Raw genomic sequence first — 16,728 nt, 5'->3', positions numbered from 1 at the left:
TCAAGTTCTCTTTACAACTCTCGCTGATGCGATAAATTGCCTCTGGAGATGACGCGGAACCCCATCAAGGTGCCCGCGTTGGGGAGTGAGAATGGAAACCAAAGCGGTCGTTGTGGAGGCTCCGGGGCAGGTGTCACTGCGCACCCTCGCCGTCGCTGCGCCCGACGCTTCGGATGTCGTTGTCGCCGTCGATTACAGCGGCATCTCGATGGGCACCGAAAAGCTGCTCTACAATGGCACGATGCCGCCGTTCCCCGGCCTCGGCTATCCACTTGTGCCCGGTTATGAAGCGGTTGGCCGCATCATCGACGCCGGCGCAGACGCCAGATCCCGCATCGGCGAATCGGTGTTCGTCCCCGGTTCCTCCAAGTTCATTGGCGCGCGCGGCCTGTTCGGCGGCTCGGCGCAGACCCTCATCACCGGCACCAACCGGGTGCTGCCCATCCCCGCCGGCCTTGGTGAGCAGGCGGTGCTCATCAGCCTCGCCGCCACCGCGCGGCACGCGCTTGTTGGTGGCGCTCTGCCCGATCTGATCATTGGCCATGGCGTGCTTGGCCGACTGCTCGCCCGCATGGCGGTGGCCGAAGGTGCCAGCCCCACCGTCTGGGAAATCGCCCCGGAGCGGATGAGCGGCGCGCAAGGCTATGTCGTCACCACGGCAGAGGCTGACGAGCGCAAGGATTACAAGAGCATCTACGATGCCAGCGGCGATTCGGACATTCTCGATCCCCTCGTCATGCGGCTCGCGCCGGGCGGCGAGATCGTGCTCGTCGGCTTCTATGCCGATCCGCTGCATTTCCAGTTCGCGCCCGCGTTCCGCCGCGAGATGCGCATGCGCATCGCCACCGAATTCCAGCCCCAGGATCTCGCCGACACCATCGAGATGGTCAACGCCGGCCGCCTGTCGCTGGACGGTCTGGTGACCAATCGGGTCCCGGCCAACGATGCCGCCACCGCCTATGGCGAGGCATTCACCAATCCATCCTGCCTGAAGATGGTCTTCGACTGGAGAGATGTCGCATGAGTATCGAAAAGCTTCTCGATGAAGCCGCCGCCCTGCGTGACGAAGCCAATCAGGAGCCGGATCCTGTTCATACCGGTCCCGTCACCAAGGAAACGCAGATCATTGCCATTTACGGCAAGGGCGGCTCGGGCAAGTCCTTCGCGCTCGCCAACCTCAGCTACATGATGGCCCAGCAGGGCAAGCGGGTCTTGCTCATCGGCTGTGATCCCAAGTCCGATACCACCTCGCTGCTGTTTGGCGGCAAGGCCACGCCGACGATCATCGAAACGTCCTCGATCAAGAAGCTCGCCGGTGAAGAGCTCAAGATCGAAGATGTCTGCTTCCAGCGTGATGGCGTTTTCGCCATGGAGCTCGGTGGTCCCGAGGTCGGCCGTGGTTGCGGCGGCCGTGGCATCATCCATGGCTTCGAGACGATGGAGAAGCTCGGCTTCCATGACTGGGGCTTCGATTATGTTCTGCTCGACTTCCTTGGTGACGTTGTCTGCGGCGGCTTCGGCCTGCCGATTGCGCGCGACATGTGCCAGAAGGTCATCGTTGTTGCGTCCAACGATCTCCAGTCGCTCTATGTCGCCAACAATGTCTGCAAGGCGGTCGAATATTTCCGCAAGATGGGCGGCAATGTCGGTGTCGCCGGCATCCTCGTCAACAAGGATGATGGCTCGGGTGAGGCTCAGGCCTTTGCAGAGGCGGTCGGCATTCCCCAGCTGATCTCCATTCCGGCGCACGACGACATCCGCAAGAAGTCGGCGAACTACCAGATCATCGGCACCAGCGAGAGCCAGTGGGGCCCGCTCTTCGCCGAACTGGCTGAAAATGTCGCCACTGCCCCGCCGGTCCGGCCCAAGCCGCTCGATCAGGATGGCCTGCTCGCGCTGTTCAAGCCCGAAGACACCGGCGGCAACGTCACCCTCAAGCCCGCCACCCAGGCCGATATGCGCGGCGGTGTCTATGAGACCAAGCCGTCGCTGGAGGTGGTCTACGACAATGTCTGAGCCGCTTGACCTGAAGCCGACGCCGCCAATCGCCGATGCCCCTGTCGAAGGGGCCGGCTGTCATGCTGGCGCCGAGACGATGCGTGACGCCGCTGCCAAGGCCGGCAAGTCCGAAGTTCTAGATCGTTATGCCGCCGATTATCCCAAGGGCCCGCACGATCAGCCGCAGTCCATGTGTCCGGCGTTCGGGTCCCTGCGTGTCGGCCTGCGCATGCGCCGCACCGCCACCATCCTCTCCGGATCGGCCTGCTGCGTTTACGGCCTGACCTTCACCTCGCACTTCTATGGCGCGCGCCGCACGGTCGGTTATGTGCCCTTCAATTCGGAAACGCTGGTCACCGGCAAGCTGTTCGAGGATATCCGCGACGCCGTTCACGACATGGCCGATCCTGCGCTCTACGATACCATCGTCATCACCAATCTCTGCGTCCCCACCGCCTCGGGTGTGCCGCTTCAGCTGCTCCCCGATGTCATCAACGGGGTGCGCATCATCGGCATCGACGTGCCCGGCTTCGGCGTGCCCACTCATGCGGAAGCCAAGGATGTGCTCGCCGGCGCGATGCTCAACTATGCCCGCAAGGAAGTCATGGCCGGCCCCGTCGCCGCGCCCGACGTCCGCCCCGACAAGCCGACCATCACGCTGCTCGGCGAGATGTTCCCGGCCGATCCGGTCGGCATCTCGATGATGCTGGAGCCGCTCGGCCTCGCCGCCGGGCCGGTGGTGCCCACCCGCGAATGGCGCGAGCTCTATGCCGCGCTCGATTGTGCCGCCGTGGCCGCCATCCATCCCTTCTATACCGCCGCCGTCCGTGAGTTCGAAGCGGCCGGCCGCAAGATCGTCGGCTCGGCCCCGGTCGGGCGTGACGGGACTGCTGCCTGGCTCACCGCCATCGGTGAAGCCTGCGGCATCGCTGCTGACAAGGTGGCGGCCGCCCACAACAAGTTCCTGCCGGCCATCACCGGCGCGCTCGCCGGCGCCCCGGTCAAGGGCCGCATCACTGTCTCCGGCTATGAAGGCTCCGAGCTTCTCGTCGCCCGGCTGCTGATCGAGAGCGGCGCCGAGGTGCCCTATGTCGGCACGGCCGCGCCGCGCACCAGATGGTCAGACCCTGATCGTGAATGGCTCGAAGCCAAGGGCACCCGCATCCAGTACCGTGCCAGCCTCGAGCAGGACATTGCCGCGGTCGACGAGTACAAGCCCGATCTCGCGATCGGCACCACGCCCGTCGTCCAGCATGCCAAACAGCATGCCATCCCGGGTCTCTACTTCACCAATCTCATCTCGGCCCGCCCGCTGATGGGCCCGGCCGGCGCCGGTAGCCTCGCTCAGGTCGTCAACGGCGCGCTCGCCAACAAGGCCCGGTTCGACCGGATGCACGCCTTTTTCGAAGGTGTGGGTGAAGGCTATACCGCCGGCATCTGGGAAGACACGCCGGTCGACCGGCCCGAGTTCAAGAAGAAGTTCGCTGCCAAGCAGATTGCCGCAGCCAAGGCAGAGGAGGCGATCGGCTCATGACGCTCGTCCTCGATCATGATCGCGCTGGCGGCTATTGGGGCGCCGTTTACGTCTTCTGCGCCGTCAAGGGCATGCAGGTCATCATCGACGGCCCGGTGGGCTGCGAAAATCTGCCCGTCACCTCGGTGCTTCACTATACCGATGGCCTGCCGCCACATGAGCTGCCGATTGTCGTCACCGGGCTGGCCGAAGAAGAGCTCGGCAAGACCGGCACCGAAGCCAATATGAAGCGCGCCTGGAAGACACTTGACCCGACGCTGCCGTCGGTCGTCGTCACCGGCTCGATTGCCGAAATGATCGGCGGCGGCGTCACGCCGGAGGGCACCACCATCCAGCGCTTCCTGCCGCGCACCATCGATGAAGACCAGTGGCAGTCCGCTGACCGCGCCATGACCTGGCTCTGGACGCAATATGGGCCGAAGAAGGTCCCGGCGCTGAAGCCGCGCAAGGAGGGCGCCAGGCCCAAGGTCAACATCATCGGGCCGATCTATGGCACCTTCAACATGGCCTCCGATCTCGCCGAGATCCGCCGCCTCGTCGAGGGCGTCGGCTGCGAAGTCAACATGGTCTTCCCGCTCGGCAGCCATCTGGCCGACATCCGCAAGCTCGCCGACGCCGAGGTCAACATCTGCATGTACCGGGAGTTCGGCCGCAATCTCTGCGAAACGCTCGAGCGGCCCTATCTCCAGGCCCCCATCGGCCTCAATTCGACGACGCTGTTCCTTCGCAAGCTCGGCGAATTGACCGATGTCGATCCCGAGCCCTTCATCGAGAAGGAAAAGCACACCACCATCAAGCCGCTCTGGGATCTCTGGCGTTCGGTCACTCAGGACTTCTTCGCCACCGCCAGCTTCGCCGTCGTCGCCACCGAAACCTATTCCCGCGGCCTTCGCGCCTTCCTTGAAGAGGATATGGGCCTGCCCTGCACCTTCAGCTTCATGCGCACCGCCGGGGTCAAGCCCGACAATGCCGCAGTGCGCGAGGCGATTGCCACCAAGCCGCCGCTGATGGTGTTCGGCTCCTACAATGAGCGGATGTACATGGCCGAGCAGAATTCGCGCGCCATCTTCATCCCGGCCAGCTTCCCCGGCGCTGCCATCCGCCGTCACACCGGCTCGCCGTTCATGGGCTATTCGGGTGCCACCTACCTCATCCAGGAAGTCTGCAACGCGCTCTTTGATGCGCTGTTCTTCATCCTGCCGCTGTCCACACAGATGGACCGGGCCGAGGCGACGCCGTCCAAGCTCCTCGAAAGCGTGATGTGGGAAGATGATGCCCGTTCCGAGCTCGACGAAATGGTCGAGAAGGAGCCGGTCCTCGTCCGCATTTCGGCCGCCAAGCGGCTGCGCGATGCGGCCGAACGCGCCACCCGCGACGCGGGCGAGAAAATCGTGACGGTCGAGCGCCTGCGCGCCGCCGCTGCCCTTTACGAAGCGCAGGCCGCATGAGCCGTGCTTCAACTCTTTTGGCCGCTTTGGCCATCAACCCCTTTGCGGTGGTTTCCAACGCCGCAAAGCCGCCGGTCGGGCGAGGCCATAGTGGCCCCGTTTGGCGGACAGACTGGAGGAAAACTGCATGAGTGACAGCAAGATTGGTCCAGGTACCTACCTGACCGACGCCGAAGCGAAGGAGTTCCACAAGGGCTTCGTCGCGTCGATGGCGTTTTTTACCTTCGTGGCGATCATCGCTCACTTCCTAGTCTGGGCATGGCGCCCGTGGCTCGGGGAAGTCAAGCCGATGCTCTCGTCGGTTGAGAATGCCCAGATGGCCGAAACGGCTGCCGCCGCTTCGCCCCGCAGCTAAGGAGAACGAAAATGTGGAGAATCTGGCAGACTTTCAACCCGCAGCGGATCATGACCGCGCTCGCCGTGTTCCTGTTCACGCTGGCGATCCTGATCCACTTCATCCTGCTCTCGACCGAGCGCTACAACTGGCTCGATGGTGCCGCCGCGTCGGACACCATGGCCGCTGTGACCGAGGTCGACACCCGCGTCTAGGCGCGCGGATCAGTAACAATTGCGTAACTGAAACTGCGATGCGAACGGGGCTGGCAACCCCGGCCCCGTTCCACCGCACCAAAATCTGAAGGCCCGCGCACCCGCTCTATCCCGAGCGGTCGCCCGGAGGGAGGTGCCCCATGGCGCTGTTGAGTTTTGAACGCAAATATCGTGTGCGGGGAGGCACGCTCATTGGCGGTGACCTCTTCGACTTCTGGATCGGCCCCTTTTACGTGGGCTTCTTCGGTGTCACGACGATCTTCTTCGCAGCGCTGGGCACAGCTCTGATCTTCTACGGCGCGGCCATCGGCCCGACGTGGAACCCGTGGCTGATCAACATCGCCCCGCCGGACATCAAATATGGGCTCAGCCTCGCGCCGCTGCGCGAAGGTGGGTTGTGGCAGATCATCACCATCTGCGCCATCGGCGCCTTCAGCAGCTGGGCGCTGCGCGAAGTCGAGATCTGCCGAAAGCTTGGCATGGGCTATCACGTGCCCTTCGCCTTTTCGGTCGCCATCTTCGCCTATGTCTCGCTGGTCGTCATCCGCCCGGTGCTCATGGGCGCCTGGGGCTGGGGCTTCCCTTACGGGATCTTCCCGCACCTCGATTGGGTGTCGAACACCGGCTATCAATATCTCCACTTCCACTACAACCCGGCGCACATGCTGGCGGTGAGCTTCTTCTTCACCACCACGCTGGCGCTCGGCCTGCACGGCGCGCTCGTCCTCTCGGCGGTCAATCCGGCCAAGGGCGAAGACGTCAAGTCGCCGGAATATGAAGACACCTTCTTCCGCGACCTGATCGGCTATTCCGTCGGCACGCTCGGCATCCACCGCGTCGGCCTGTTGCTGGCGCTCAATGCCGGCTTCTGGAGCGCCGTCTGCATCATCCTCAGCGGCCCCTTCTGGTCGCGTGGCTGGCCGGAGTGGTGGACCTGGTGGCTCAATCTGCCGATCTGGTCTTAAGGGAGGCTTGAACCATGGCTTATCAAAACATCTTCACCCAGGTTCAGCTTCGCGGCGAACTGGAGCCGGGCGTCCCGCTCAGCCCCAACAATGATCCGCGGTTCGGTCCCTTCGGCTTCACCTATCTCATGGGCAAGATCGGCGGCGCCCAGATCGGCCCCGTCTATCTCGGCAAGCTCGGGGTCGCCGCGCTGATCTGCGGCGCCATCAGCATCGTCATCATGGGCATGAACATGGCGGCGTCGGTCAATTACGATCCGATCCAATTCGTCCGCCAGTTCTTCTGGCTGTCGCTGGAGCCGCCGGCTGCCAAATATGGCCTCCAGATCCTGCCCCCGCTCGCCGAAGGCGGCTGGTGGCTGATCTCCGGCTTCTTCCTCACCGCGTCCATCCTGCTCTGGTGGGCACGCACCTATCGCCGCGCGCGTGAGCTCGGCATGGGAACCCATGTCGCCTGGGCCTTCGCGTCGGCCATCTGGCTCTATCTTGTGCTGGGCTTCATCCGCCCCATCGCCATGGGCTCCTGGTCGGAAGCCGTGCCCTTTGGCATCTTCCCCCACCTTGACTGGACGGCGGCCTTCTCGATCCGCTACGGCAATCTCTTCTACAATCCCTTCCACGCCCTCTCGATCGCCTTCCTCTATGGCTCCACCCTGCTCTTCGCGATGCACGGCGCGACCATCCTGGCTGTCGGCCGTTATGGCGGTGAGCGCGAGATCGAGCAGATCACCGACCGCGGGACTGCGTCAGAACGCGCTGCGCTGTTCTGGCGTTGGACCATGGGCTTCAACGCCACTATGGAATCGATCCACCGCTGGGCTTGGTGGTTCGCCGTTCTGACCACCCTGACCGGTGGCATCGGCATCCTGCTCACCGGCACGGTTGTCGACAATTGGTACCTCTGGGCGGTCGAGCACCATTTCGCCGAACAATATCCGGCGACCGGGACAATCGATCCGTCCACGCTCCCGGGAGCACCGCAATGATGAGAAAGCACTTCACTCTCCTCGCCGCCGTCCCAGCGCTCATGCTGGGCGGCTGCGAAATCGGCACCAAAGTGGTCGAACAGCAGGGCCCCAATGGCGTCGCCATCGCGGACATCAAGCACAAGGCAACGATGAAGGTCGCCGCCGAAGTGCCCGCGCCGCCCTATGAACTCACCCCCGACATGCGCGAGGGCGACCGGGCGAAGGACGTCTATGAGAATGTCCAGCTTCTCGGCGACGTCTCGGTCGACGAGTTCAACTACATCATGGCCTCGATCACCGAGTGGATCGCGCCCGCCGACCAATATCCGGAAACCGGCGGCTGCAACTATTGCCACAACCCCGAGAACATGGCGTCGGACGAGGTCTACACCAAGGTCGTCGCCCGCAAGATGTTGCAGATGACCCGCAACATCAACGCCAACTGGACGCCCCACTTCAACAACAACTACGGACAGGGCTCGGAAGGCGCGGGTGTCACCTGCTGGACCTGCCACCGTGGCAATCCGGTCCCGGCCAACAACTGGGCGGCCGCCGGCCCCGGCAAGAAGCTTGGCCAGAATTCGCCGCTTATCCAGACCGCCTATGCCTCGCTGCCCTATGACAGCTTCTCGGCCTATCTGGCTGGCAAGGGTCCGATCCGCGTGATTGGCAAGTCGGCCTATCCCAACCAGCCGAGTGACGCGTCGATCGTCAGCACCGAGACCACCTATGGCCTGATGATGCACATGAGCCAGGGCCTCGGCGTCAACTGCACCTTCTGTCACAATTCCCAGAATTTCGGGAAGTGGGACGACAGCCGCGCCCAGCGGGTCAACGCCTGGTACGGCATCCGCATGGTGCGTGACATCAACAACAACTACATCACGGCGCTTGGCGACACCTGGCCGGCCAATGGCGAAGGCCCCTATGGCAATCGTCGCGGCCCCGAGGGTGACCCCCTCAAGGTCAATTGCGCGACCTGTCACAATGGCATCAACCGTCCGATGGGCGGCGCCAAGATGCTGAAGGACTATCCGGCCCTCAAGGCGCCGCACGGCATGGCCATCGCTGCCGCTGCGCCCGCCGCCGAGGCCATGGAAGAAGCCGAAACCATGGAGGCGACTCCGGTCGCCGCCGTCGAGGCTGAAAAGCCCGCCGCCTGACCCGACACAGGCGACACGATAAACCCGGGCCGTCACCTGACGGTCCGGGTTTTTTCTTGCCCCCTCTCCACATCGCCAACTTCCAAGGCCGGAAAAGACTGCTAGGGTGCGCTGAATTCGTCGTTTGGGGAGATATCGATGACGTCCGAAACTGATCGCGAAGTTCTTATCGTCGGCGCCGGCTTCTCCGGCATGTACCTCATCCACCGCCTCCGCGCGCTCGGCATCGAGGCAGAGGCGATCGAGGCCGGCAGCAATGTCGGTGGCACCTGGTACTGGAACCGCTACCCCGGCGCGCGCGTCGACACCCAGAGCATCGAATATAGCTATTCCTTCGATCCTGACCTCGAACAGGACTGGCTCTGGTCGGAGCGCTACGCGCCCCAGTCCGAACTTCTCGCCTATGCAAATCATGTCGCTGACCGGTTCGACCTGCGCCGCAGCATCCGCTTCCACACCAGGGTCATGGCCGCGCATTGGCAGGAGGCCGACGAGCGCTGGCTGGTGACGCTCGACAATGGTGAAACGCTGACCGCCCGCCACCTGATTCTCGCCACCGGCTGCCTGTCCATCCCCACCGAAGTCGATTTCCCCGGCATCGACGATTATCAGGGCCGCATCATCCGCACCTCGCGCTGGCCGCGTGAAGGCGTTGATTTCACTGGCATGCGCATCGGCTGCATCGGCACCGGCTCCTCGGCGATCCAGTCGATCCCCGAGATCGCCGCCCAGGCCGCGCACCTCACCGTGTTTCAGCGCACGCCCAACTTCTCCACACCCGCGCACAATGGCCCGGTGCCCGAAGATGAGATGGCCCGCTGGAAGGCCGACCCCCGCGGTTATGCGGCCGCGTCCAAGGCCTCGCCCTATGGCTTTCAGAACGAGTATCGCGAGACCCTGATTTCCCAATCCACGCCTGAGGAAATCGAGGCTGAGCTCGAACGGCGCTGGCAGATCGGCGGCTTCCGCATCCTCAGCGCCTTCGCCGATCAGGGCATCGACGAGGCGGCCAACAAGGTCGTCGCGGACTTCATCGCCCGCAAGATCCGCGAACAGGTCAAGGACCCTGTGGTTGCCGACAAGCTGACCCCGAAGGACCACCCCTTCGGCACCAAGCGCCCCTGCGTCGACACGGGCTATTATGCCACCTACAATCGCGAAAATGTCAGTCTCATCGATCTGCGCGAAACCCCGATCGAAACCTTCACCGCCAAGGGCCTCAAGACCAGCGACCATGAATATGAATTCGATGCCGTGGTGCTCGCCACCGGCTTTGACGCGATGACCGGCGCCATCGAGCGCATCGACATCCGCGGCCGCGACGGCCAGACCATAAAGGAAGCCTGGGCTGCCGGTCCGGTGAACTATCTCGGCCTCATGGTCGCCGGCTTCCCCAACATGTTCACCATCACCGGTCCGGGCAGCCCCTCGGTGCTCACCAACATGTTCAACGCCATCGAGCAGCATGTCGAGTGGGTCAGCGATTGCATCGGCCATCTGGCCGCGTCTCAGGCCGGCAGCATCGAGGCGAGCCCTCAGGCGCAGGATGCCTGGTCCCACCATGTCGACCAGATCGCCGCCACGACCCTGATGCCGCGCGCCAACAGCTGGTACATGGGCGCCAACGTGCCCGGCAAACCGCGCCGCTTCATGCCCTATGCCGGTGGTCTCAACGTCTACACCGACGTCTGCCATGCGGTCGCCGCCAAAGGCTATGAAGGCTGCATCATCCGTCGTGGCGACCAGGTCCTTTCGGCCCAGCCCGAATTCACCAGCTTCCCTGAGCCGGTGCCGATCCCCGAGCCGCTCGTGCCCATCATTACCCAGCGACTGGAGGCCTTCAACGCCGCCCGCTCGGGCGAGAACATCGCCGCCGAATAACGCAGACCATCGCCAACGCCCCAGGATTGTCGGACAATGTCACGACATTCCTGGGCGCGATCGGCTGACCATGTCAGCGCCAGCCACCCTCTACCCGCTGTCCACACCCACGCCTCGTATCAGGGCCGGGATTCTGCTATCATTCGCGAGACGCGTATCGCGGAGGGTGCCATGGCCGATGACGTGAAACTGCCGCAGCCAGTTCAGGATGTGTTCGACGAAGTTGGCCGCATCAGGAAGAAGATTGCGAATCTCGGCGAGATCGGCGCGCCCGCCGCCCTGGTCTCGATGCTGAACGAGGCGCTCAAACTCGCGATGGATGAGGTCAACGAGCATCTCGCCATCGAAGCAAAGCGCGAAATCCAGCTGCTTGGCGGCATGGCCCAGCAGGTCGCTCAGAACCTTGATCCTGATCAGGCGGTCGAGAAGAACGAAGACCTAGAAGATCTTGACGAGGTCGAGAAAGAGAAGAAGCGGATCGCCGAGAAACTCAAGGTCGCGCGCAAGCATCGTGACGGCCTTGAGGACGAGAACGACATTCGGCAGCTCGAGAAACAGGTCGAGGACCTAAATGATGACATTCGCGAAGCGGCAATTGCGGCCGCGCAGCGCGAGCTCGAAGCGCTGAAGAAGAAGATCGACAACATCAAGAATGGCGAGCCCGACAAGGACAAGGGCAAGGGCCCCGGCGCAACGCCTACACCGACCAAGGATGACAAGAAGCCGGATGCCGCAAGTGGCGACAAGAATGATGAAAAGGATACCGACAAGGACAAGGCGCTAAAGGCTCCTAAGGTCCACACCATTTATGTCCGCGACAAAGCGAAGGTCTGGGCCTGGAATCCGCGCACCAGCGATTGGGTGCCGATGGATTTCCTCAGCGAGATCGTCGAGGTAAAATTGATCAAGGGCGGAATTCTGGCATTCAGCCCCGTGCGCGCGGCGATCTATGACGGCTATGTCGGCGTCTGGCTCCCCGCGCTTGATTTGCCCGGCGGGGCGCTAAGCAAAGGCGATGCCAAGACGGACGATTGAGTCAGCCCGCGTGCGTCCCTGCCGTTTTCCATAGTCGCGCAACCACCCCCATCATCGAGGAATGGTTGCCGCCATGATAGGCGCTGGCAGCCGGGACTTCGGCAATCAGCCGCCGGTGCGCCTCGCCCAGCGCATGATAGGGCAGCGCTGGCAGCAGATGATGGAGCGCATGGTAGCGAAGCCCGACCGGCGCCCAGATCGCAGGCAGCAGGGCAGGGGGCGGCACATTCACGCTGTCCAGATACTGCGCCGTGATGCTCATCGGCGTGCCGTCATTCTCCCAGAGATGCGCCGCCAGCGTGCGGATCTGGTTGATGACCATGCTCACCGACAGCACGGCCAACCAGATCAGAAAAGCACGAAGCGGCACGACACCGCTCACCACGCCGACCAGCACGGCCATGGCAAAAAGGCTCGTCGCCACCTCCAGTCGCAGCCAGCGCGCCCGCGCCTCGCCCGAAACCGGCTCGCGACGAAACTCCGGATTGATCGACAGCGCCGAAAAGCGCGCCGCCACGAACGCGCGAAGCCCCGGCATAAGCACCGACAGCGGCGCCAGCACCGCCCAGCGAATGAGCAGCCCCAAAGGCCCCAGCGCTGCAACCAACACGAACAGCGGAACACTCAGCTTGGGCTTCCGCGCCAGCGCCATATATTCCGGGTCGCGCGCCGTGCCGTAGCGGTTCTTCATATGGTGCAGATTGTGCACGCCTTCATACATGAAGCTGGGGATCAGCAGCGGCACACCGGCAATCAGATTCCAGCCCGTCCGGTAGCCCGGCACCGAACTATCCTTCATATGGCTGATTTCATGAATGAAGCTGCCCAGCCGATAGAGGCCGAGCACGCTCAGTACAAACAGCCCCGCGCTCGCCCAGAGCGGCAACGCCGGCAGCAGCATGAGCGCCGCCAGCGCCCCCCAGCCGATGAGCGCCGAGGCCAGTGTGTCGGCCCAATAAACCCACGGCCGATAGTCGCCCAGTTCGCGCGCCAGTCCTGACGCCAGCCGGATCATCGCCGCATCCTCGCCGCGCGCGCGCTGTTCCTCGCGCACCAGCGGCGCGTCCAACGGGAGATCGCGGGCAAGGGTCTTAGTCGTCATGTCGCCTTCATCGCATGCGATTGCGACCGCTTAGGGGCAGAAAGCCACCAAAACCAGCATCGACAATGCCGCATGGGTGGTGCCAGCGCGCCGCCGGCCTGCTAGACTTGGATGGTGAAGGAGTAGCGTTCCATGTTCCGCCGCCAGTTTCTTGCCACCATGGCCCTGCTCGTCGCCGCGCCCGCAGCCGCCCAGAGCCCGCCCGAAACCCTGTTCAGAAACGTCCGCGTCTTCAACGGCACATCGCCCGCGCTTTCGCCGCCCACCGACGTGCTGGTGCGCGGCAACATCATCGCCGCCATGGGGGCCGACGCCCGGCCAGCGCCCGGCGCCACAGTCATCGAAGGCCAGGGCCGCACATTGATGCCCGGCCTTATCGATGCGCACACCCACATCATGTTCGCCAGCCTGCCCCAGCTTGCAGCGCTCACCGCCGATCTCGGCTTCATGTCGATCGCGGCCGCGCGCGAAGCCGAGGCCATGCTGATGCGCGGCTTCACCAGCATCCGCGATCTCGGCGGCCCCGCCTTCGGCCTCAAGCGCGCGGTCGATGCGGGCCTTGTGCCCGGCCCGCGCATCTATCCGGCCGGCGCCATGATCTCGCAAAGCGGCGGCCACGGGGATTTCCGCCTGCCCACCGAAATGCCTGCCGCCGAGGGCAGCATGACCTACGGTGAGCGCGTCGGTGCCAACGCCATCGCCGACAGTCCCGATCTCGTCCGCAAGCGCGCTCGTGAGCAGCTGGCGCTCGGCGCCACCCAATTGAAGCTGATGGCCGGCGGCGGCGTCGCCTCCTCCTATGATCCGCTCGATGTCACCCAATATTCCGTGCCCGAGCTTCGTGCCGCTGTCGAAGCCGCGCAAAACTGGGGCACCTATGTCACCGTCCATGCCTATACGCCGCGCGCCATTCGCCAGGCGATTGAAGCCGGCGTCCAGTGCATCGACCACGGCCAGCTGATCGACGAGCCGACTGCCCAGCTGATGGCAAAGAACGACACATGGCTCAGCCTCCAGCCCTTCATCGAAGGCCCCGGCGCCAACAGCTACCCCGCAGGCTCGCCCAATGCCGCCAAGCAGCGCGAAATGTTCGCCGGCACCGACAATGCCTATGCGCTGGCCAAAAAATACAAGCTCAAGGTCGCCTGGGGCACCGATACACTGTTCTCGCCTGCCAATGCCCGGCTGCAAGGCGCCATTCTCGCCAAGATGACCCGCTGGTACACGCCCGCCGAGACGCTGATCATGGCCACCAGCACCAACGCCCGGCTGCTTGCCATGTCCGGCCCGCGCAACCCCTATCCGGGCGCGCTCGGCGTGGTCGAAGCGGGCGCGCTCGCCGATCTGCTGCTGGTCGACGGCGATCCCACCACAGACCTCACCCTGGTCACCGATCCGGCGAAGAACTTTCTCGTCATCATGAAGGACGGCCGGATCTACAAGAACATCACCGGCCGCTGAGGGGACCGCTTCGGGCCGCGGCAAAGCCGCGGCTGACGTCGGACGGGTTCGGTCGGCGTCGCCGCCCGCCCCGCCGGCCGAGCTTGCGCGAGTCCGCGCGCAAGCTCCGCTTGCTTTCGGCCGCGCTGCGCTCAGATCGTTCGGCTGATCACCTCGCGCATGATCTCGGACGTCCCGCCATAAATCCGCTGCACCCGCGCATCGCGCCACATCCGCGCAATCGGATATTCGTTCATATAGCCCGCCCCGCCGTGCAGCTGCAGCGCCTCGTCGACCACGCGCCCCTGCATCTCGGTGTGCCACAGCTTGGCCGCACTCGCCTCGGCGGCGGTCAGCTTGCCCTCCATCAGCCGCTTCAGCCCCCAGTCGACATGCGCCCAGCCGACCTGAAGCTCGGTCTTCATCGTCGCCAGCTGGAATTTGGTGTTCTGGAAGTCGAAAACCGTCTTGCCAAAGGCCTTGCGCTCCTTGACGAACTTCACCGCCTCGTCGAACGCGCGCTGCGCGCCGGCCTGCGCCGAAATGGCGATGCCCAGCCGTTCCTGCGGCAGCTGACTCATCAGATAGATGAAGCCCTTGTTCTCCTCGCCCAGGCAATTGGTCATGGGCACGCGCACATCGTTGAAGAACAGCTCCGAGGTGTCGGCAGAGTTCTGCCCGATCTTGTCGAGGTTGCGCCCGCGGGCGAAGCCTTCCGTGCCGGCCTCCACCAGAATGAGCGAAGTGCCCTTGGCGCCCTTGTCCGGCTCGGTCTTGGCGACAACGATGATCAGGTCGGCGTTCTGGCCATTGGTGATATAGGTCTTGGATCCCGAGATCACATAATGGTTGCCGTCCTTCTTCGCCGTGGTCCTCACGCCCTGCAGGTCGCTGCCCGCCCCCGGCTCGGTCATCGCAATCGCCGTGATCAGTTCGCCCGAGATCATCTTCGGCAGATATTTGCGCTTCTGCTCCTCGCTGCCATAGGCCAGGATATAGTCCGCCACGATGTCCGATTGCAGCGTGATCCCGGCCGAAGACCCGGCATAGGCCAGCTCCTCGTTCACCACCGCGTTGAAACCGAAATCCAGTCCCAGCCCGCCATATTCTTCGGGCACCGTCGGGCACAGCAGCCCGTTCTCGCCGCACGCCCGCCAGAAGTCGCGTGATACCAGCCCTTCTTCCTCGAAGCGGTCGAGGTTGGGATAGAGTTCGCGCTCGAACAGCTTGCGCACCGTGCCCCGGAACGCATTATGCTCCTCGCCATAAACCGTCCGTTCGCCAACCTCGAGCATCGACATTCTCCTGATAGATACCGCAACAGGATAGTCGCCGCGAAAATCGCCGCTACCTCTCTTGCATGGGAGGCCGATATGGTGCGACGATGCATCTCATGAAGATGATCCTCCCCGCCCTCGCCGCCCTTCTGCTCAGCACCACCGCGAGCGCCCAACCAACTGACAGGGACATGGCGCGCGCCGTCGCCGTGCTCAAGAAACAGCCCGTCATCGACGGCCATAATGACTGGCCGGGCGCGCTGCGCGGCCGCTTTGGGGAGGAATGGTGGCAGGTCGATCTCATGGCCGACAGTCGCCGTTTCCAGAACCCGATGCACACCGACATCCCGCGCCTGCATGAAGGCCAGGTCGGTGGCCAGTTCTGGTCGGTCTATGTGCCCGCAAGCGTCACTGGCCCCGAAGCGGTCAAGGCCACCATCAGCCAGATCGACATCGTGCATGGCATCATCCGCCGTTACCCTGAGCATTTCGCACTCGCCAGCACGGCGGCCGATATCCGCCGCATCCAGAAACAGGGCAAGATCGCCTCGCTGCTCGGCGTCGAAGGCGCCAGCCAGATGGACAACAGCCTGCCCGTGCTGCGCATGTACCATCAGCTCGGCGTCCGCTACATGACGCTCACCCACACCAAGCATTCCGACTGGGCCGACAGCGCCAATGAAGCGCCGCGCGCCGTGCCGCTCACCGATTTCGGCAAGGTCGTCATCAACGAGATGAACCGCATCGGCATGCTCGTCGACTTGAGCCATGTCTCGCCCGCCACCATGAAGGCAGTGCTCGCCGTCACCAAGGCCCCGGTCATCTTCTCGCACAGTTCGGCGCGCGGCCTCGCAGACCATCCGCGCAATGTCCCCGATGATGTGCTGGCGATGATGAAGGACAATGGCGGCGTCGTCATGGCCAATTTCGTCCCCGGCTTCATCGATCAGAAATCGGTCGAATATGCCGCCGCCCGCTCGGCCGCCTTCACCCGCTTCAATCTCCTCTATCTCGGCCAGCCCGATCGCTCCGCCGCCGCCATGGCTGAATGGACCAAGGCCAATCCCGCGCCGGTCGTCGATTACACGGTCGTTGCCGATCATCTCGATCATATGGCCAAGGTCGCCGGCCATGATCACATCGGCCTGGGCGCCGATTATGACGGCATCCCCGCTGGCCCCAAGGGCCTTGAAGGCGTCGAGACCTACCCGCTGCTCTTCGCCGAACTCATCCGCCGCGGGTGGACGGACGAAAATCTGCAGAAGCTCGCCGGCGGCAACATCCTGCGCGCCCTCGAACAGGCGGAAAAGGTCGCCGCCGCCATGGCCAGCGAAACCCCGTCGGCCGCCACCGTCGGCCGCTAGTCAA

The 16,728-nt window shown here is 63.9% G+C and carries 15 protein-coding genes; 13 read left to right on the top strand and 2 right to left on the bottom strand.

All coding sequences use genetic code 11. The annotated features are described in order from the left end of the window. The first annotated feature begins 91 nt into the window (after positions 1 to 91). From bchC to ACMVO5_RS08615, 11 genes are all read left to right on the top strand, one after another. Positions 92 to 1,024: a chlorophyll synthesis pathway protein BchC gene (bchC, locus tag ACMVO5_RS08665; RefSeq protein ID WP_416907122.1), complete on the top strand. Its 933-nt coding sequence runs from the start codon at positions 92 to 94 to the stop codon at positions 1,022 to 1,024. Further along, a complete protein-coding gene (locus tag ACMVO5_RS08660) occupies positions 1,021 to 2,016 on the top strand; it encodes a chlorophyllide a reductase iron protein subunit X (RefSeq protein WP_416907121.1) in 996 nt (331 codons plus the stop codon). Before bchC ends, ACMVO5_RS08660 begins: the two co-directional genes overlap by 4 nt. Beyond that, positions 2,009 to 3,532, top strand: a complete 1,524-nt coding sequence (gene bchY / locus ACMVO5_RS08655; protein WP_416907120.1) for a chlorophyllide a reductase subunit Y — start codon at positions 2,009 to 2,011, stop codon at positions 3,530 to 3,532. Before ACMVO5_RS08660 ends, bchY begins: the two co-directional genes overlap by 8 nt. Then, entirely contained in the window at positions 3,529 to 4,980 is a 1,452-nt protein-coding gene (gene bchZ / locus ACMVO5_RS08650; RefSeq protein ID WP_416907119.1) for a chlorophyllide a reductase subunit Z, read from the top strand. Before bchY ends, bchZ begins: the two co-directional genes overlap by 4 nt. 127 nt (positions 4,981 to 5,107) lie before the next feature. Next, on the top strand, positions 5,108 to 5,335 hold the full coding sequence (gene pufB, locus ACMVO5_RS08645) for a light-harvesting antenna LH1, beta subunit (RefSeq protein ID WP_416907118.1): 228 nt from the start codon (positions 5,108 to 5,110) through the stop codon (positions 5,333 to 5,335). Between the two features lie 11 nt (positions 5,336 to 5,346). Further along, the gene (gene pufA, locus ACMVO5_RS08640) at positions 5,347 to 5,529 is read left to right on the top strand and encodes a light-harvesting antenna LH1, alpha subunit (protein WP_416907117.1); all 183 of its coding nucleotides are present in this window, start codon (positions 5,347 to 5,349) and stop codon (positions 5,527 to 5,529) included. Between the two features lie 140 nt (positions 5,530 to 5,669). Continuing rightward, complete coding sequence (pufL, locus tag ACMVO5_RS08635; protein ID WP_416907116.1) at positions 5,670 to 6,494, top strand: photosynthetic reaction center subunit L; 825 nt, start codon at positions 5,670 to 5,672, stop codon at positions 6,492 to 6,494. A gap of 14 nt (positions 6,495 to 6,508) precedes the next feature. Next, a complete protein-coding gene (gene pufM, locus ACMVO5_RS08630) occupies positions 6,509 to 7,480 on the top strand; it encodes a photosynthetic reaction center subunit M (RefSeq protein WP_416907115.1) in 972 nt (323 codons plus the stop codon). Beyond that, a complete protein-coding gene (gene pufC / locus ACMVO5_RS08625) occupies positions 7,477 to 8,625 on the top strand; it encodes a photosynthetic reaction center cytochrome PufC (RefSeq protein ID WP_416907114.1) in 1,149 nt (382 codons plus the stop codon). Before pufM ends, pufC begins: the two co-directional genes overlap by 4 nt. A gap of 138 nt (positions 8,626 to 8,763) precedes the next feature. After that, positions 8,764 to 10,506, top strand: a complete 1,743-nt coding sequence (locus ACMVO5_RS08620; RefSeq protein ID WP_416907113.1) for a flavin-containing monooxygenase — start codon at positions 8,764 to 8,766, stop codon at positions 10,504 to 10,506. Positions 10,507 to 10,677: 171 nt separating this feature from the next. Then, positions 10,678 to 11,541, top strand: a complete 864-nt coding sequence (locus tag ACMVO5_RS08615; protein WP_416907112.1) for a hypothetical protein — start codon at positions 10,678 to 10,680, stop codon at positions 11,539 to 11,541. Between the two features lies 1 nt (position 11,542). Here the strand turns inward: ACMVO5_RS08615 and ACMVO5_RS08610 are convergent, their stop codons facing one another. After that, positions 11,543 to 12,643: a fatty acid desaturase family protein gene (locus tag ACMVO5_RS08610; RefSeq protein ID WP_416907111.1), complete on the bottom strand. Its 1,101-nt coding sequence runs from the start codon at positions 12,641 to 12,643 to the stop codon at positions 11,543 to 11,545. Between the two features lie 132 nt (positions 12,644 to 12,775). On the opposite strand from ACMVO5_RS08610, the gene ACMVO5_RS08605 reads away from it, so the two are divergent. Then, positions 12,776 to 14,104, top strand: a complete 1,329-nt coding sequence (locus tag ACMVO5_RS08605; RefSeq protein ID WP_416907110.1) for an amidohydrolase family protein — start codon at positions 12,776 to 12,778, stop codon at positions 14,102 to 14,104. Positions 14,105 to 14,235: 131 nt separating this feature from the next. Here the strand turns inward: ACMVO5_RS08605 and ACMVO5_RS08600 are convergent, their stop codons facing one another. Continuing rightward, on the bottom strand, positions 14,236 to 15,378 hold the full coding sequence (locus ACMVO5_RS08600; RefSeq protein ID WP_416907109.1) for an acyl-CoA dehydrogenase family protein: 1,143 nt from the start codon (positions 15,376 to 15,378) through the stop codon (positions 14,236 to 14,238). A gap of 65 nt (positions 15,379 to 15,443) precedes the next feature. Between ACMVO5_RS08600 and ACMVO5_RS08595 the strand changes: the two genes are divergently transcribed. Continuing rightward, a complete protein-coding gene (locus ACMVO5_RS08595; RefSeq protein WP_416907108.1) occupies positions 15,444 to 16,724 on the top strand; it encodes a dipeptidase in 1,281 nt (426 codons plus the stop codon). Positions 16,725 to 16,728: the final 4 nt, after the last annotated feature.

The organism is Polymorphobacter sp., assembly GCF_048007885.1.
Taxonomy (GTDB): Bacteria; Pseudomonadota; Alphaproteobacteria; order Sphingomonadales; family Sphingomonadaceae; genus Sandarakinorhabdus.
Note: the sequence above shows the minus strand (reverse complement) of the source record. Positions and strands in the feature narration are given on the sequence as shown.

Excerpts from the sequence above, each read along its gene's own strand:
- bchC (WP_416907122.1), top strand. The coding sequence starts at position 92 with ATGGAAACCAAAGCGGTCGTTGTGGAGGCTCCGGGGCAGGTGTCACTG.
- ACMVO5_RS08660 (WP_416907121.1), top strand. The coding sequence starts at position 1,021 with ATGAGTATCGAAAAGCTTCTCGATGAAGCCGCCGCCCTGCGTGACGAA.
- bchY (WP_416907120.1), top strand. The coding sequence starts at position 2,009 with ATGTCTGAGCCGCTTGACCTGAAGCCGACGCCGCCAATCGCCGATGCC.
- bchZ (WP_416907119.1), top strand. The coding sequence starts at position 3,529 with ATGACGCTCGTCCTCGATCATGATCGCGCTGGCGGCTATTGGGGCGCC.
- pufB (WP_416907118.1), top strand. The coding sequence starts at position 5,108 with ATGAGTGACAGCAAGATTGGTCCAGGTACCTACCTGACCGACGCCGAA.
- pufA (WP_416907117.1), top strand. The coding sequence starts at position 5,347 with ATGTGGAGAATCTGGCAGACTTTCAACCCGCAGCGGATCATGACCGCG.
- pufL (WP_416907116.1), top strand. The coding sequence starts at position 5,670 with ATGGCGCTGTTGAGTTTTGAACGCAAATATCGTGTGCGGGGAGGCACG.
- pufM (WP_416907115.1), top strand. The coding sequence starts at position 6,509 with ATGGCTTATCAAAACATCTTCACCCAGGTTCAGCTTCGCGGCGAACTG.
- pufC (WP_416907114.1), top strand. The coding sequence starts at position 7,477 with ATGATGAGAAAGCACTTCACTCTCCTCGCCGCCGTCCCAGCGCTCATG.
- ACMVO5_RS08620 (WP_416907113.1), top strand. The coding sequence starts at position 8,764 with ATGACGTCCGAAACTGATCGCGAAGTTCTTATCGTCGGCGCCGGCTTC.
- ACMVO5_RS08615 (WP_416907112.1), top strand. The coding sequence starts at position 10,678 with ATGGCCGATGACGTGAAACTGCCGCAGCCAGTTCAGGATGTGTTCGAC.
- ACMVO5_RS08610 (WP_416907111.1), bottom strand. The coding sequence starts at position 12,643 with ATGACGACTAAGACCCTTGCCCGCGATCTCCCGTTGGACGCGCCGCTG.
- ACMVO5_RS08605 (WP_416907110.1), top strand. The coding sequence starts at position 12,776 with ATGTTCCGCCGCCAGTTTCTTGCCACCATGGCCCTGCTCGTCGCCGCG.
- ACMVO5_RS08600 (WP_416907109.1), bottom strand. The coding sequence starts at position 15,378 with ATGCTCGAGGTTGGCGAACGGACGGTTTATGGCGAGGAGCATAATGCG.
- ACMVO5_RS08595 (WP_416907108.1), top strand. The coding sequence starts at position 15,444 with ATGGGAGGCCGATATGGTGCGACGATGCATCTCATGAAGATGATCCTC.